This is a genomic window from Paraburkholderia sp. 2C (assembly GCF_054589215.1).
Map to the genome: position 1 here is coordinate 387,502 of NZ_BAAILL010000049.1, position 14,879 is coordinate 402,380.

Below are 14,879 nucleotides of genomic sequence, written 5' to 3' on the forward strand. Positions count from 1 at the left end.
GTTATCGATCAGAGGTTCTGCGCCGCCTGGTGCGCGATGTAATGCGCCGCGATGCCGGCGAACAGCACGCCGCCCAGCCAGTTGTTATGGCGAAACGCCGCGAAGCACGGCATCCGTTCGCGGCCGCGGATCAGCGTGTAGTGATAGATTGCGCAGCCCACGGCCGCTGCAAGCCCGACCCAGTAAAGCACGCCATAGTGCAGCGCGACGCCGATGCCCGCGTAGATGCCGAGCGTCGCCGCGTAGCAGAGCATGATCGCCAGTACGTCGTAGCGGCCGAACGTCAGCGCGGACGTGCGAATGCCGATCTTGATGTCGTCGTCGCGATCGACCATCGCGTACTCGGTGTCGTACGCAACGGACCAGAACACGTTGGCGATAAGCATGACCCATGCGAGCATCGGCACGCGGTCCTGAATGGCCGCAAACGCCATCGGAATGCCAAAGCCGAACGCAATGCCGAGATACGCCTGCGGAATCGCGAAAAAGCGCTTCGTGAACGGATAGGTGCCGGCGACGAAAAGCGCGAACACCGACAGTTCCTTGGTAAGCGTATTGAGCGGCCAGATCAGCAGAAACGCGATGAGCGCGAGCGCCGCGGCGAGCGCGACGGCTTCCCACGCCTTGATCTTGCCCGACGTGATCGGCCGGCCTTCGGTGCGCTTCACGAAGCGGTCGAAATCGCGGTCCGCGTAGTCGTTGATCGCACAACCGGCCGAGCGCATCAGCAGCGTGCCGAGCCCAAAAATAACGAGCAGGGACAACGAAGGCCGGCCATCGGATGCGATCCACAGCGCGTTGAGCGTCGGCCATAGCAGCAGCAGGCTGCCGATCGGCTTGTCCATGCGGACGAGCCGCAGATAAAGCGGGAGTCTGGCGAACATGGGAAGTGCGTCGGGAACGATCCCGCTATTTTAGTTCAGCATGAAAAAAGCCCGACAGGTTCTGTACCTGTCGGGCTTTTCCACGTCAGTGCGACGTTTCGCGTTCGCTTGCTCAGGCGAGCATCGAGCGCAGCATCCACGCGGTTTTTTCGTGCGTCTGCATGCGTTGCGTCAGCAGGTCGGCGGTCGGCTCGTCGTTTGCCGATTCCGTGATCGGGAAAATCTCGCGCGCGGTGCGCACGACCGCTTCCTGGCCTTCGACGAGCTGGCGAATCATGTCTTCCGCCGACGGCACGCCGTCCGCTTCCGCGATCGACGACAGTTTCGCGAAGTCCTTGTAGCTGCCCGGCGCGAACACGCCCAGCGCGCGGATCCGCTCGGCGATCGAATCGACGGCCAACGCGAGTTCGTTGTATTGGCCTTCGAACATCAGATGCAGCGTGTTGAACATCGGACCCGTCACGTTCCAGTGGAAGTTATGGGTCTTCAGATAAAGCGTGTAGGTATCGGCCAGGAGGCGCGACAGACCCTCCGCGATCTTCTTGCGATCCTTGTCGCTGATACCGATGTTGACGTGCGAAACGGCTTCTTTTTTGGCCATGATGACTCCTTTCAAGAGTGATTCGTACCGGTCGCTTGCCCGGGATTGTCTGTTCGCAATCCTTGAACGCTCGAACGCCCGACAGTTTAGCGTAGAACGCCAACCCTTCGCGCGCGAGCCGGCGTGCTTCGCGGCCATCACTGCATTGCGTGCGTCGCGCCACATCGTTTGATGTGTCGCGTTGTGCGCAATAGCCGGGAGCGCTTGCGCTCAGGCGCCGAACATGTGCGCGATGCCGTGCGCGACGATGACCGCGTAGCCGCTGCTGACCACCGCGAAGCCGAGCATTTTGCGCGCGAGCGCCGCGCTCTGCATGCGCTGCAACTGCTGTGCATGCGCGCTGCCGTTGATACTCGCCAATACCATCTGGACCATGATCCTTCTCCTTTCACTTCAGGACGGCGGCGCGAGCGCTGCGCATTGGCTTCGCGTCGCGCCGCCGCCGAACGGCCTGACTAACTTGCCACCTGGGGCTACTTCGCCTTCCCCGACGCCGCGGCAATCTTCGCGATCGCCGCAATCACGCCTTCCGCGTACGCGGGGTCGATGCGGCGGAAATGCTCGATCTGACGCGCGACGATGTCCTCCGGCACGCCATTGATATGACGCGCAATGTTGCCGAAGAAGCGTTCGCGCTGCGCGGCATCGAACAGGCGGAACAACGCAGCCGGCTGGCTGTAGTAATCGTCGTCGTCGCGATGGTCGTAGCGATCGACCGCGCCGGCCGCGAGCGGCGGCTCCGCCGCGTTCGGATCCTGCGCGAAATCGCCGAACCGGTTCGGCTCGTAATTCGCCGCGCGGCCGAGATTGCCGTCGGCGCGCATCGCGCCATCGCGATGGAACGAGCGCTGCGCGGGCGCACGCGACGCGTTCACCGGAATCTGGTGATGGTTGATTCCAAGGCGATAGCGCTGCGTGTCGCCGTACGAGAACAGGCGCCCTTGCAGCAAACGGTCCGGCGAGACGCCAATACCCGGCACCACGTTCGCCGGCGTGAAGGCCGACTGTTCGACGTCAGCGAAATAGTTGTCCGCATTGCGATTCAGCTCGATCACGCCGACGTCGATCAACGGATAGTCCTTGTACGGCCACACCTTCGTGATGTCGAACGCGTTGTAGCGATAGTTCGCCGCGTCGGCTTCCGGCATCACCTGGATGCAGAAGCGCCAGCGCGGGAAATTGCCCTTGTCGATATTGTCGACGAGGTCGCGCTGCGCGCTTTCGCGGTCTTGCGCGATCACTTGCGCCGCTTCGGCGTCGGTGTAGTTCGCGATGCCCTGCATCGACTTGAAGTGGAACTTCACCCAGAAGCGCTCGTTGTTCGCGTTGACAAACGAGAACGTATGCGAGCCGAAACCGTGCATCTGCCGATAGTTCTGCGGAATGCCGCGGTCGCTCATCAGGATGGTCACCTGATGCAGCGATTCCGGATGACGCGACCAGAAGTCCCACGCCGCAACATTGCTGCGCAGGTTCGTGTACGGATCGCGCTTTTGCGTGTGGATGAAATCCGGAAACTTGAGCGGATCGCGAATGAAGAACACCGGTGTGTTATTGCCGACGACATCCCAGTTGCCCTCCTCGGTATAGAACTTGATCGAGAAGCCGCGCACATCGCGCTCGGCATCGGCAGCACCGCGCTCGCCGGCCACCGTCGAGAACCGCATGAAAAGCGGCGTTTCCTTGCCGACTTGCGCAAATACCTTCGCCTTTGTGTAGCGCGAGATGTCGTGCGTCACTTTCAGCGTGCCGAAGGCGCCCGAACCCTTCGCGTGCACGCGGCGCTCGGGAATCACTTCGCGATCGAAATGCGCGAGCTTCTCGATGAGCCACATGTCCTGCAAGGCGACCGGGCCGCGCACGCCCGCGGTCATCGAGTTCTGGTTGTCGGCGACGGGGGCGCCGGCGGCGTTGGTGAGGGTACGTTCGGTCATTGCTCTGTTCCTTCGTTTATCAGGAGACGATTCGTTCTTCGGGCAAGGCGGTCGATGCTTCGGGATCACGCGGACAGCGCGCGATCGACCAGCAGAGAAATGGCAACGGTGCGCAGCGTCTGCGCGAGCGTAGCGTTGACCGCTGCCGACGATGCGCTCTGCGGCTGGAACGACGCGGGAACAGACTGAATACGGGACTGAATGTCAAAAGACGGCACGCGTTGCATGGGTACCTCCGGGTTCTCGTTGTTGGGGATCAGTGATCCATGAGAGGCACTATAACAAAGCTATCGATTTATATAATTTAATTAAATTTATCTATCCGATAGAGATCGCGTGATCGAATCGTGGCTGCGCGAAGAGTGGCGCCCACTTACGGCGCACTGAAGGCCGACCCGTCGCGGGCGATCAGTGCAAGCGACGTTCGCGCCGCACTCGCCGCCAAACGAAAAGAGAGAGCGTGATTTGCCTATGACGACATCCGAAGTCAGATTCGCTCCCGAAGCGCTGGAGCACCTAACCGATCTCGAGCGATATCTCGCGGATGTCTCTTCACCGCGCGTGGCGGCGCGTTATGTAGATGGAATTGCCGAGACAGCGCGGGCGCCCGCCAACCGGGCGCCCCACCTCAATTCACCGCCGCCGGCAAATCGAGCTTCTTCACGCCCGGCAATTCGCAGGCGGCCACTGCGTCGCAGATCGCGTCGATTGCCGGCATGCGCGTGAAGCTCTTGCGCCACGCGAGCACGACGCGGCGATCGGGCACCGGCTCGTCGAAGGCCACATAGCTGAGCAGCCCCGAATCGACGCCACCCGCATGCGGCTTCACCTCGTGTACCGACATGCGCGGCAACACGGTAATGCCGACGCCGCTCGCCACCATATGACGAATCGTCTCGAGCGACGAGCCTTCGAAGGTCTTCTGAATGCCGTCCGCGTTCTGCGAGAAACGCATCAATTCCGGGCACACGCCGAGCACATGGTCGCGAAAGCAGTGGCCGCTGCCTAGCAGCAGCATCGTTTCCTGCTTCAGGTCGCTCGCGTCAATCTTGTCGCGCGTCTCCCAGGCGTGGCCCGACGGCAGCGCGACGACGAACGGCTCGTCGTAGAGCGGCCGCAGCATCAGGCCCGTTTCCGGAAACGGCAGCGCCATGATCGCCACGTCGATTTCGCCCTGCTTCAGCAGTTCGATCAGTTTCAGCGTGTAGTTTTCCTGCAGCATCAGCGGCATCTGCGGGACGCGCTTGATCATCTGCTTGACGAGCGTCGGCAGCAGATACGGCCCGATCGTGTAAATCACGCCCAGGCGCAACGGCCCGACCAACGGATCTTTCCCCTGTTTCGCGATCTCCTTGATCGCGAGCGTCTGCTCGAGCACACGCTGCGCCTGCGTCACGATCTGCTCGCCGATCGGCGTTACGCTGACTTCGCTCGTGCCGCGCTCGAAAATCTGCACGTTCAGTTCGTCTTCGAGCTTTTTGATCGCTACGGACAGCGTCGGCTGGCTGACGAAACACGCCTCCGCCGCGCGGCCAAAATGCCGCTCGCGCGCCACCGCGACGATGTACTTCAGTTCTGTGAGCGTCATTGAGGGACCAATCAGTGCAATAGAATCAATAGGTTTCAGTTATACACCTATGGGGCCAATTCGCCAACCACCCCGCATGCTCCGGCAGCGTGGCGCGCGGCGAATCGCCAGTCGCCGTCCGCCTCGTCGGGTGCCTCATTGGTGCCGTTTATGACCTACGCCTTCAGATAGTGCTCACGCGCGCCGAGCCAGCGCGCGAGGTGCTGGGTGACGACATCCGGGTACTGCGCCAGTAACTGCGCCGCCGCTTCGCGCGCCGGCTCGATCAGCCAGCCGTCCTGCTGCAGGTCCGCAAAGCGCAGCATCGCCGCGCCGGACTGGCGCGCGCCGAGAAACTCGCCGGGACCGCGAATATCGAGGTCGCGGCGGGCGATTTCGAAGCCGTCGGTGGTTTCGCGCATCGTTTGCAGGCGCGCGCGACCGGCAATCGAGAGCGGCCCCGAATACAGCAGCACGCACACCGACGCGACGCTGCCGCGCCCCACCCGGCCGCGCAACTGATGCAGTTGCGCGAGCCCGAAGCGCTCCGCGTGCTCGATCACCATTAACGACGCGTTCGGCACGTCGACGCCGACTTCGATCACCGTCGTCGCGACCAGCAGTTGAACCTCGTTGCGCGTGAACGCGTCCATCACCGCCGCTTTTTCCGCGGGCGCGAGGCGGCCGTGCACGAGCCCGACTTTCAGCTCGGGCAGCGCGGCTACGAGCGTTTCGTAGGTCTCGACCGCCGTCTGGAGCTGCAGCGTCTCGCTCTCCTCGATCAGCGGGCAGACCCAGTAGACCTGGCGCCCCGTCAGCGCCGCTTCGCGCACGCGCCCGATCACCTCTTCGCGGCGCGCGTCGGAGATCAGCTTGGTCAGGATTGGCGTGCGGCCCGGCGGCAATTCGTCGATCGTCGACACGTCGAGGTCTGCGTAGTACGTCATCGCCAGCGTGCGCGGAATCGGTGTCGCCGACATCATCAACTGGTGCGGCTGGAACGCGCGCGCGCCGTCCGCCGCATTTTTCGCCTTGGCGCGCAACGCGAGACGCTGTTCGACACCGAAGCGATGCTGTTCGTCGACGATCACGAGCCCGAGGCGCGCGAATTCGACGGTGTCCTGGATGATCGCGTGCGTGCCGATCACGAGCCGCGCGGTACCGAGCGAGGCCGCCTCGAGCGCCGCGCGTTTTTCCTTCGCTTTGAGACTGCCCGCGAGCCACGCGACCGTCACGCCAAGCGGTTCGAGCCAGCCACGCAGCTTGCGCGCGTGCTGCTCGGCGAGGATTTCGGTCGGCGCCATCAGCGCGGCCTGGTAGCCGGCGTCGATCGCCTGCGCGGCGGCGAGCGCGGCGACGATCGTCTTGCCGCTGCCGACGTCGCCCTGCAGCAGACGCTGCATCGGGTGCGGCTGCGTCAGATCGTGCGCGATTTCGGCGCCGACGCGCTGTTGCGCGTCCGTTAACGAGAACGGCAGCGCGGCAAGCAGACGCGCGACCAGCGAAGCCGCATCGCCGGCCGCGCGGCGCGGCATCGCCGGGGCTGAGCGCGTGCGGCGTTCCTCGTGCGCGCGTTTGAGCGACATCTGTTGCGCGAGCAGTTCCTCGAACTTGATGCGCGACCACGCCGGATGCGTGCCGTCGATCAGCGCGGTTTCGTCGGCGTCGGCATGCGGGTGGTGCAGCGTGCGCACCGCCTGCATCAGCGGCGGTAATTCGAGCGGCTTCAGGTACGCGTGCGCGATCGGTTCCGGCAGCAATTCCGGCAGCGCCGTGCGCGACAGCGCGTTGTCGATGGCCTTGCGCAAGTACGCCTGCGTCACGCCCGCCGTGCTCGGATAAACGGGCGTCAGCGCCTGCGGCAGCGGCGTGTCTTCGTCGACGACGCGCACGGCCGGATGAACCATCTCCATGCCGAAGAAGCCGCCGCGTACATCGCCGCGCACGCGCAGCCGCACACCGACCGACATCTGCTTGACCTGCGAGCCGTAGAAGTTCAGAAAGCGCAGCACGAGCTCGTCGCCGGCATCGTCGCGCAGCTTCACGAGCAGCTGACGGCGCGGCCGGTAGGCGATTTCGTTGTCGAACACGACGCCTTCCGTCTGCGCGATGCCGCCGGGCAGCAGTTCGCCGATCGGCGTCAGCGACGTTTCGTCTTCGTAGCGCATCGGCAGATGCAGCACGAGATCGATGTCGCGCGAGAGGCCGAGCTTGGCAAGCTTGTCGGCGGTACGCGGGAGCGCGGGCTTATCGGCAACCTTGTCTGCAACCTTATCGGCGGCCTTTCCAGCGGCCTTTTCCGCGGTCTTCTCCGACGCGGGGTCGATAGCCGGCTTTCCCGCGCGCTTCACGGACGGCTTCTTTGCCGCTTGCGCGGTTGAGCCCTCCGATGCGAACGCCGGCTCCTGCTGCGCGCGTGCGGCCGCGGCAGCGTCGCTCACCTGCGCCGCCTTGCCTCGCGAAGCGCGGCGCGGCGGCGCCGCGTCGGCGTCATCGGGATTTATCGGCGGACGGCGTTCGGACAAGGGCATGAGTCGCTTCGCAAGTACAATATCGGCTTTCCACGTTTTCGTGGCCGTTCGGCGCAGCATCAGGACGGCAGGCGCGGGCTCGGCAATGTCCCGCAATCATAGCCGCTCGGCGCGCGGCGGCGATTCCATCCGATCTGTTTCGCGTGAAGTTTCGTTTGAAGTTTCGCTTGAGTCCGGCGCGGATTGGTTCATGGCCGCATCCTGCCGCTCGTGCCCGGCACGCGTCGTTTGCCGCAATGTGCGGCCGGTCGCCGCATCGTCGCCGTCGCATTGCCGCCGTATCCGTCGCCGCTTTGCTGCAAAAGCCGACCCCAGGCGCCTGCGTCATTGGCACGCCCTTTTTTAGCCGTCCCGTATCCAGCACGTCCGCATGTTCACGCTCTCCGATTTCGATTTCGCACTGCCGCCCGAACTGATTGCACAAGTCGCATTGCCCGAGCGCAGCGCAAGCCGCCTGCTCGAGGTGGACAACCGGACCCGGCCGGCCACGCTCATTGACCGCCGCTTCGCCGAGTTGCCCGACTGCGTCGCGCCAGGCGACCTGCTCGTATTCAACGACACCAAGGTGCTGAAGGCGCGCTTTCTCGGCCATAAGTCGAGCGGCGGCAAGGTCGAGGTACTGATCGAGCGGCTGACCGGCGAACGCACCGCACTGGCACAAATCCGCGCGAGCAAGAGCCCGGCCGCCGGCACGCAAATACGTCTTGCCGACGCGTTCGACGTGACGGTCGGCGAGCGTGTCGAACCGTTCTACACGCTGCATTTCCCGGCCGATTGCCTGATGCTGATCGAGCAATACGGCCGGCTGCCGCTGCCGCCGTACATCGAGCACGATCCCGATGCGACCGACGAGACGCGCTACCAGACCGTCTACGCGCAACATCCCGGCGCGGTTGCCGCGCCGACCGCCGGCCTGCATTTCGACGAAGCCCTCTTTGCGCGGCTCGATGCGCACGGCGTCGAGCGCGCCACGCTCACGCTGCATGTCGGCGCGGGCACGTTCCAGCCGGTGCGCGTCGAAAACATCGCGGAGCACAAGATGCACAGCGAGTGGTATCAGCTGCCGCAGTCGCTCGTCGATAAAATCGCCGCGACGCGTGCGCGCGGCGGCCGCGTGATCGCGGTGGGCACGACGTCGATGCGCGCGCTCGAAGCGGCCGCGCGCGACGCGGAAAGCGCGGGCCGGCCGCTCGCGGCAACTAGCGCGGAAACGGATATTTTCATCACGCCAGGCTATCGTTTTCGTGTCGTCGACCGGCTCGTGACGAACTTCCACTTGCCGAAATCGACGCTCCTGATGCTCGTCTCCGCATTCGCCGGTATCGATACGATTCGTGCCGCGTACACGCATGCGATCGACGCGCGTTACCGCTTCTTCAGCTATGGCGACGCGATGTTGCTGACGCGCAGCGATGTGTGATGGAAGGTCATGCCCGACCCGATGCGAACGCAAAAAAGTAAAGCCGGTTTCACCGCTGCCCGGTAAGCTCCGGCCGGCGTTTTCATGACTTGCGCTGGACTGTTCTCCAGTTGCTCAGGAGCCTCTCAATGACCGACGGTCATCATCACAACAATCACGCGGATCGCGCCGATCGTGCCGATCGTGCCGAACACCCGGCGGCAAGCCACACGCTGCCCGCCGGCGGCCTCAAATTCGATCTGCTGACAACCGACGGCCTCGCGCGCCGCGGCCGCCTCACGCTGAACCACGGCGTCGTCGAAACACCGATCTTCATGCCGGTCGGCACCTACGGCACGGTCAAAGCGATCCAGCCGCGCGAGCTCGAAGAAATCCGCGCGCAAATCATTCTCGGCAACACGTTCCATCTGTGGCTGCGCCCGGGCCTCGAAACGATCGCGGCGCATGGCGGTCTGCACGGCTTCATGGGCTGGAAGCGGCCGATCCTGACCGACTCGGGCGGCTTCCAGGTCTTCTCGCTCGGCGATCTGCGCAAGATCACCGAAGACGGCGTCACGTTCGCGTCGCCGATCAACGGCGACAAGCTGTTCCTGTCGCCGGAAGTCTCGATGCAAATCCAGAAAGTGCTGAATTCGGACATCGTGATGCAGTTCGACGAATGCACGCCGTACGCGACCAACGGCGTGCCGACGACGCGCGACGAAGCGGCCGCGTCGATGCGCATGTCGATGCGCTGGGCCAGGCGCTCGATCGACGAATTCAACCGCCTGTCGAACCCGAATGCGCTGTTCGGCATCGTTCAGGGCGGCATGTTCGAGGATCTGCGCGACGAATCGGTAGCGGGCCTCGCCGAGATGGACTTCCACGGCCTCGCGATCGGCGGACTCTCGGTCGGCGAGCCAAAAGAGGACATGATGCGCGTGCTCGAGCACGTCGCGCCGCGGCTGCCCGCGCACAAGCCGCACTATTTGATGGGCGTCGGCACGCCGGAAGATCTCGTGGCCGGCGTCGCGGCGGGTGTCGACATGTTCGACTGCGTCATGCCCACACGCAACGCGCGCAACGGCTGGCTGTTCACGCGTTTCGGCGACATCAAGATCCGCAATGCGACGCACAAGAGCTCGCTGCGCCCGCTCGACGATCAATGCGGCTGCTACACATGCCGCCACTTCACGCGCGGGTATCTGCACCACCTGCATCGCGTCGGCGAAATTCTCGGCGCGCAGTTGAATACGATCCACAACCTGCATTACTACCTCGAACTGATGCAGGAGATGCGCGACGCGATCGACGGCGGCAACTTCACCGCGTTTCGCAAGCAGTTCCACGAGAATCGCGCGCGCGGCACCGATTAGCGGGACGCGGGCACATCGGTGCATCGAATGCCGCGCGAAATATTACAATTCACTTTCGCGACGGCGTGCCGCGCAACGTGTCGAAGCCGTATCGCACGCGCGCACGCTGGTTCAGATGCAATTGTGGCGCGCCGTCGCGCAAAGTGCCGGTGGTAGAATAATCGGCTGACTTTTTTTGACTGGTATAAACGGAGAGACCAACGTGCCGTCGTTCATTTCCAATGCATTCGCGCAAGGCAGTGCCGCCGGGGGCGCCGAATCGAGCCTGATGAGCTTCCTGCCGCTCATCCTCATGTTCGCAGTGCTCTACTTCATCATGATTCGCCCGCAAATGAAGCGCCAGAAAGAGCATCGCAACATGCTCGCGGCGATGGCCAAAGGCGACGAAGTGGTGACGAACGGCGGCATTGTCGGCAAGATCACGAAAGTCGGCGACGCCTATGTCGGCGTCGAAATCTCGGAAGGAACGGAAATCACCGTGCAGAAGGCTTCGGTCACGACGATTCTCCCGAAAGGCACGATCAAATCGCTGTAACGTATTTTTAGCGCGCTTCTGCGCGCTTTTTGCGATTACGTGCGCAACCAGAGCAAGACCCGCAAGGCCCTGTCCCGAAGCCCAAAGATCAAAGACTACGCCGCTCCAGCTGAACGCGGCGTGGCCTTGCAAGCAACTGGCACCTTGCCGCCAACCGTCCGTTGGACCATCCCATGAATCGTTACCCCCTCTGGAAATATGCCGTGATGCTGGTGGCGCTTGCCATCGGTCTCCTGTACACGCTGCCCAATTTCTTCGGCGAAGCGCCGGCGGTGCAGGTGTCGAGCGGCAAGGCGACGGTCAAGCTCGATTCGGCCACGCTGTCGCAGGTCGAAGCGGCGCTGGCGGAGAGCCATATCAAGACCGACGATGTCACGTTCGACAATTCGACGCTGAACGCGAACATCCGCGTGCGCGTGGCCGACACGGACACGCAACTGCGCGTGAAGGATCTGCTGCAGAAGTCGCTGAACAGCGACCCGTCGGATCCGACGTACGTTGTCGCGCTGAACCTGCAAAGCGCGTCGCCGCACTGGCTCACCGCACTGCACGCGCTGCCCATGTACCTCGGCCTCGATTTGCGCGGCGGCGTGCACTTCCTGCTGCAGGTCGACATGGCGGGCGCGCTGAACAAGAAACTCGACTCCGACGCGTCCGATGCGCGCACGCTGCTGCGTGACAATCGCATCCGCGACGGCGGCGTGAACCGCGTCGGCCAGTCGGTGGTCGCGAGCTTCGCGGACCAGAACGTCGCCGAAGCGGCGCGCAAGGAACTGACGACGGCTGTGAGCGAACTGCAGTGGGCCACGCAACCGGCTCCGACCGGCGGCTGGCAGGTGGTCGGCACATTCACGCCGGCCGTCGAAAAAGCCGTGCAGGAGGCCGCGCTCAAGCAGAACATCACGACCTTGCATAACCGCGTCAACGAACTGGGCGTCGCGGAACCGGTGATCCAGCAGCAAGGCAACGACCGCATCGTCGTCGAACTGCCGGGCGTGCAGGACACGGCGAAGGCGAAGGACATCATCGGCCGCACGGCGACGCTCGAAGCGCGCCTCGCGGACCCGGTCAACACGCATCCGAATCCGAACGACCCGGTGCCGCCGGGCGACGAACTCTTCACGCAAGGCAACCAGGTGCCGGTGCTGCTGCGCAAACAGGTGATCTTCACCGGCGACCGCATCATCGACGCGTCGGCGGGCTTCGACGAGCATCAGCGTCCTTCGGTCAATATCCGCCTCGACTCGGCGGGCGGCCGCGCGGTGCGCGCGGTGTCGCGCGACAACATCGGCAAGCCGATGGCGATGGTGCTGTTCGAAAAGGGCAAGGGCCAGGTGCTGACGGTCGCGACAATCCAGTCCGAACTGGGCGACCGCTTCCAGATTACCGGCCAGCCGACGCCGCAAGCCGCAGCCGACCTCGCGCTGCTGCTGCGCGCCGGCTCGCTCGCCGCGCCGATGGACATCATCGAGGAACGCACGATCGGCCCGAGCCTCGGCGCCGACAACATCAAGAAGGGCTTCGATTCGGTCGTCTACGGCTTTATCGCGATCGCCGCGTTCATGATCGCGTATTACATGCTGTTCGGCCTGATTTCGATGATCGCGCTGTCGGTGAACCTGCTGCTGCTGGTCGCAATCCTGTCGCTGCTGCAGGCCACGCTGACCCTGCCGGGTATCGCCGCTATCGCGCTCGCGCTCGGTATGGCAATCGACGCGAACGTGCTGATCAACGAGCGCGTGCGCGAAGAGCTGCGCAACGGCGCGCCGCCGCAGCTCGCGATCCAGAACGGCTACGCACATGCATGGGCGACCATTCTCGACTCGAACGTCACGACGCTGATCGCCGGCCTCGCGCTGCTCGCGTTCGGTTCGGGGCCGGTGCGCGGCTTCGCGGTCGTGCACTGTATCGGCATTCTGACGTCGATGTTCTCCGCGGTGTTCTTCTCGCGCGGCCTCGTGAACCTGTGGTACGGCGGCAAGAAGAAGCTGAAGTCGCTCGCGGTCGGCCAGGTATGGCGGCCGGCGACGGCCACAGCCACGGCCGGCGGCGCTGCCGCTTACCTCGAGGACGATACGGCCGGCGACGACGCGGTAACGGGCACTGCGCGTAGCGCGAACGTGCCGGCGCCCGCTTCCGCGGGCAAACGCAAAGCGGCGAAGGCGGCCGCCAGCGCACAGGCCAACGCGGGCAAGCCGACGGTACGCCGCCGCAATGCACCGGGCGCACCCGGCACGCCAACCGCCGGCAACGCGTCGAAGAAACCGGGTTCAACCCGCTAATACCCGGAGAACGAGACCATGGAATTCTTCCGCATCCATAAAGACATCCCGTTCATGCAGCGCGCGTTGATCTTCAACGCGATCTCGCTGCTCACCTTTATCGCCGCCGTGTTTTTCCTCGTGCACCGCGGCCTGCACCTGTCGATCGAATTCACGGGCGGTACGGTGATCGAAGTGCAGTATCCGCAGGCCGCGCAGCTCGAACCGGTGCGCGACACGCTGACGAAGATCGGCTACGCCGACGCGCAGGTGCAGAATTTCGGCACGTCGCGCGATGTGCTGATTCGCCTGCCGGTGAAGCAGGGCTTGAGCTCGGCGCAGCAAAGCGACCAGGTGATGGGCGCGCTGAAGGCCGACAACGCGCAGGTGCAGTTACAGCGCGTCGAGTTCGTCGGGCCGCAGGTCGGCAAGGAGCTCGCCACCGACGGTCTGCTCGCGCTCGCGTGCGTGGTGGCCGGCATCGTGATCTACCTGTCGTTCCGCTTCGAATGGAAGTACGCGATCGCCGGCGTGATCGCGAACCTGCACGACGTCGTGATCATTCTCGGCTTTTTCGCGTTCTTCCGATGGGAGTTTTCGCTGTCGGTGCTCGCCGCCGTGCTCGCGGTGCTCGGCTACTCGGTCAACGAATCGGTCGTTATCTTCGACCGGATTCGCGAGACGTTCCGGCGCGAACGCAAGATGTCCGTCATCGAAGTGATCAACCACGCCATCACGAGCACGATGTCGCGAACCATCATCACGCACGGCTGTACGCAGATGATGGTGCTGTCGATGTTCCTGTTCGGCGGCCCGACGCTGCACTACTTCGCGCTCGCGCTGACCGTCGGTATTCTGTTCGGTATCTACTCGTCGGTATTCGTCGCGGCAGCGCTCGCGATGTGGCTCGGCGTGAAGCGTGAAGACCTCGTGAAGGAAAAGAAGGAACGCCACGACCCGAACGATCCGAACGCGGGCGCACAAGTCTGAGCGCGGCGCGCTCGCGCCACGCTTCTGTTCGGCACAAAGGCCGGTTCATGTCGAACCGGCCTTTTTCTCTGGGTGACCCAGGTTGGTGATTGATCGTTGTCGGTCACCCGGCGCCGCGGCCTACTGCTTGATTCCCTCGGCCTGGATATGCAGTACGGTCGCCATGTTAAAGCCCTGCTGCTGCCCGAGACTGATGCCGTAGTCCGCGCGATCGAACTTCGCGGTCGCATCGACGCCGCAGACTTCGCGCTTGAGCATCGGATGCTGCATGCACTTGAACGATACGACCTTCAGGTTCAGCGGCTTCGTCACGCCATGCAGCGTGAGATCGCCGATCACCTCGACCGGCTTGTCGCCGTCGAAGCGGATCTGGGTGCCCTTGTAGACCGCCGTCGGATACTTCGCGACGTCGAGCAGATCGTCGGAACGGACATGTTCGTCGAGCTTCGGATTGCCGGTCTGAATCGACGACATATCGATCGTCACGTCGACCGTGCCTGTTTTCGCCGCGCGATCGAGCGTCACGGTTCCCGTCGACTTCGTGAATTTTCCGCGCCATACGGACAAGCCGCCCATATGGTCGGACTCGAAGCTCGGAAACGTGTGGTTGGGATCGAGCTGATACGTGTCGGCAGCCGCCGTTGCGTGTAGCGAACCCCAAGCCGTGAGCGCCGCGACGGCGCTGACCAAGCGTGTCTTCCTCACATTTATTCTCCCGTTTTCAGGCTCGATGCGCGAAAGCGCGCGCCGATGCCGAACGCCTCTTTTACCGTTGCTGCTCGTCCTGCAGTTGCTGGCCCT

At 63.8% G+C, this 14,879-nt stretch carries 14 protein-coding genes; 6 read left to right on the forward strand and 8 right to left on the reverse strand.

Features of this window, described 5'->3' with window-relative positions; all coding sequences use genetic code 11:
- Window positions 1-8 precede the first annotated feature (8 nt).
- The 5 genes from ubiA to ACYPXD_RS26030 all read right to left on the reverse strand — a co-directional run bounded on the left by ubiA (window position 9) and on the right by ACYPXD_RS26030 (window position 3,646).
- Window positions 9-884 carry a 4-hydroxybenzoate octaprenyltransferase gene (ubiA, locus tag ACYPXD_RS26010; RefSeq protein ID WP_459717939.1) on the reverse strand — a complete coding sequence of 292 codons (876 nt, stop codon included), beginning with the start codon at window positions 882-884 and terminating at the stop codon, window positions 9-11.
- A 112-nt stretch (window positions 885-996) separates the two neighbouring features.
- Complete coding sequence (locus tag ACYPXD_RS26015; RefSeq protein ID WP_459717941.1) at window positions 997-1,485, reverse strand: Dps family protein; 489 nt, start codon at window positions 1,483-1,485, stop codon at window positions 997-999.
- Between the two features lie 210 nt (window positions 1,486-1,695).
- The gene (locus ACYPXD_RS26020) at window positions 1,696-1,860 is read right to left on the reverse strand and encodes a hypothetical protein (protein WP_459717945.1); all 165 of its coding nucleotides are present in this window, start codon (window positions 1,858-1,860) and stop codon (window positions 1,696-1,698) included.
- Window positions 1,861-1,958: 98 nt separating this feature from the next.
- The gene (locus ACYPXD_RS26025; protein ID WP_459717948.1) at window positions 1,959-3,419 is read right to left on the reverse strand and encodes a catalase; all 1,461 of its coding nucleotides are present in this window, start codon (window positions 3,417-3,419) and stop codon (window positions 1,959-1,961) included.
- Window positions 3,420-3,484: 65 nt separating this feature from the next.
- Window positions 3,485-3,646: a hypothetical protein gene (locus ACYPXD_RS26030; protein WP_459717951.1), complete on the reverse strand. Its 162-nt coding sequence runs from the start codon at window positions 3,644-3,646 to the stop codon at window positions 3,485-3,487.
- A 244-nt stretch (window positions 3,647-3,890) separates the two neighbouring features.
- On the opposite strand from ACYPXD_RS26030, the gene ACYPXD_RS26035 reads away from it, so the two are divergent.
- Window positions 3,891-4,145 (forward strand): type II toxin-antitoxin system RelE/ParE family toxin, encoded by a 255-nt coding sequence (locus tag ACYPXD_RS26035; protein WP_459717954.1) that lies wholly within the window; start codon window positions 3,891-3,893, stop codon window positions 4,143-4,145.
- Here ACYPXD_RS26035 and ACYPXD_RS26040 read toward each other — a convergent pair.
- Entirely contained in the window at window positions 4,048-5,007 is a 960-nt protein-coding gene (locus tag ACYPXD_RS26040; RefSeq protein ID WP_459717959.1) for a LysR substrate-binding domain-containing protein, read from the reverse strand. The two genes, ACYPXD_RS26035 and ACYPXD_RS26040, sit on opposite strands and share 98 nt — an antisense overlap.
- A gap of 155 nt (window positions 5,008-5,162) precedes the next feature.
- Window positions 5,163-7,517 carry an ATP-dependent DNA helicase RecG gene (gene recG / locus ACYPXD_RS26045; RefSeq protein ID WP_459717962.1) on the reverse strand — a complete coding sequence of 785 codons (2,355 nt, stop codon included), beginning with the start codon at window positions 7,515-7,517 and terminating at the stop codon, window positions 5,163-5,165.
- Window positions 7,518-7,887: 370 nt separating this feature from the next.
- Between recG and queA the strand changes: the two genes are divergently transcribed.
- The 5 genes from queA to secF all read left to right on the forward strand — a co-directional run bounded on the left by queA (window position 7,888) and on the right by secF (window position 14,078).
- The gene (gene queA / locus ACYPXD_RS26050; RefSeq protein WP_459717967.1) at window positions 7,888-8,937 is read left to right on the forward strand and encodes a tRNA preQ1(34) S-adenosylmethionine ribosyltransferase-isomerase QueA; all 1,050 of its coding nucleotides are present in this window, start codon (window positions 7,888-7,890) and stop codon (window positions 8,935-8,937) included.
- A 128-nt stretch (window positions 8,938-9,065) separates the two neighbouring features.
- Entirely contained in the window at window positions 9,066-10,292 is a 1,227-nt protein-coding gene (tgt, locus tag ACYPXD_RS26055; RefSeq protein WP_459717970.1) for a tRNA guanosine(34) transglycosylase Tgt, read from the forward strand.
- A 268-nt stretch (window positions 10,293-10,560) separates the two neighbouring features.
- Window positions 10,561-10,827: a preprotein translocase subunit YajC gene (gene yajC / locus ACYPXD_RS26060; protein ID WP_246641727.1), complete on the forward strand. Its 267-nt coding sequence runs from the start codon at window positions 10,561-10,563 to the stop codon at window positions 10,825-10,827.
- Between the two features lie 173 nt (window positions 10,828-11,000).
- Entirely contained in the window at window positions 11,001-13,109 is a 2,109-nt protein-coding gene (gene secD, locus ACYPXD_RS26065; RefSeq protein ID WP_459717973.1) for a protein translocase subunit SecD, read from the forward strand.
- A gap of 18 nt (window positions 13,110-13,127) precedes the next feature.
- The gene (secF, locus tag ACYPXD_RS26070; RefSeq protein ID WP_459717976.1) at window positions 13,128-14,078 is read left to right on the forward strand and encodes a protein translocase subunit SecF; all 951 of its coding nucleotides are present in this window, start codon (window positions 13,128-13,130) and stop codon (window positions 14,076-14,078) included.
- 120 nt (window positions 14,079-14,198) lie between these two features.
- Here secF and ACYPXD_RS26075 read toward each other — a convergent pair whose 3' ends face one another.
- Window positions 14,199-14,768 carry a YceI family protein gene (locus ACYPXD_RS26075; protein ID WP_459717980.1) on the reverse strand — a complete coding sequence of 190 codons (570 nt, stop codon included), beginning with the start codon at window positions 14,766-14,768 and terminating at the stop codon, window positions 14,199-14,201.
- Window positions 14,769-14,879: the final 111 nt, after the last annotated feature.

What these genes read in the sequence shown, in the direction of transcription:
- ubiA (WP_459717939.1), bottom strand. Translation starts at nt 884, where the DNA reads ATGTTCGCCAGACTCCCGCTTTATCTGCGGCTCGTCCGCATGGACAAG.
- ACYPXD_RS26015 (WP_459717941.1), bottom strand. Translation starts at nt 1,485, where the DNA reads ATGGCCAAAAAAGAAGCCGTTTCGCACGTCAACATCGGTATCAGCGAC.
- ACYPXD_RS26020 (WP_459717945.1), bottom strand. Translation starts at nt 1,860, where the DNA reads ATGGTCCAGATGGTATTGGCGAGTATCAACGGCAGCGCGCATGCACAG.
- ACYPXD_RS26025 (WP_459717948.1), bottom strand. Translation starts at nt 3,419, where the DNA reads ATGACCGAACGTACCCTCACCAACGCCGCCGGCGCCCCCGTCGCCGAC.
- ACYPXD_RS26030 (WP_459717951.1), bottom strand. Translation starts at nt 3,646, where the DNA reads ATGCAACGCGTGCCGTCTTTTGACATTCAGTCCCGTATTCAGTCTGTT.
- ACYPXD_RS26035 (WP_459717954.1), top strand. Translation starts at nt 3,891, where the DNA reads ATGACGACATCCGAAGTCAGATTCGCTCCCGAAGCGCTGGAGCACCTA.
- ACYPXD_RS26040 (WP_459717959.1), bottom strand. Translation starts at nt 5,007, where the DNA reads ATGACGCTCACAGAACTGAAGTACATCGTCGCGGTGGCGCGCGAGCGG.
- recG (WP_459717962.1), bottom strand. Translation starts at nt 7,517, where the DNA reads ATGCCCTTGTCCGAACGCCGTCCGCCGATAAATCCCGATGACGCCGAC.
- queA (WP_459717967.1), top strand. Translation starts at nt 7,888, where the DNA reads ATGTTCACGCTCTCCGATTTCGATTTCGCACTGCCGCCCGAACTGATT.
- tgt (WP_459717970.1), top strand. Translation starts at nt 9,066, where the DNA reads ATGACCGACGGTCATCATCACAACAATCACGCGGATCGCGCCGATCGT.
- yajC (WP_246641727.1), top strand. Translation starts at nt 10,561, where the DNA reads ATGAGCTTCCTGCCGCTCATCCTCATGTTCGCAGTGCTCTACTTCATC.
- secD (WP_459717973.1), top strand. Translation starts at nt 11,001, where the DNA reads ATGAATCGTTACCCCCTCTGGAAATATGCCGTGATGCTGGTGGCGCTT.
- secF (WP_459717976.1), top strand. Translation starts at nt 13,128, where the DNA reads ATGGAATTCTTCCGCATCCATAAAGACATCCCGTTCATGCAGCGCGCG.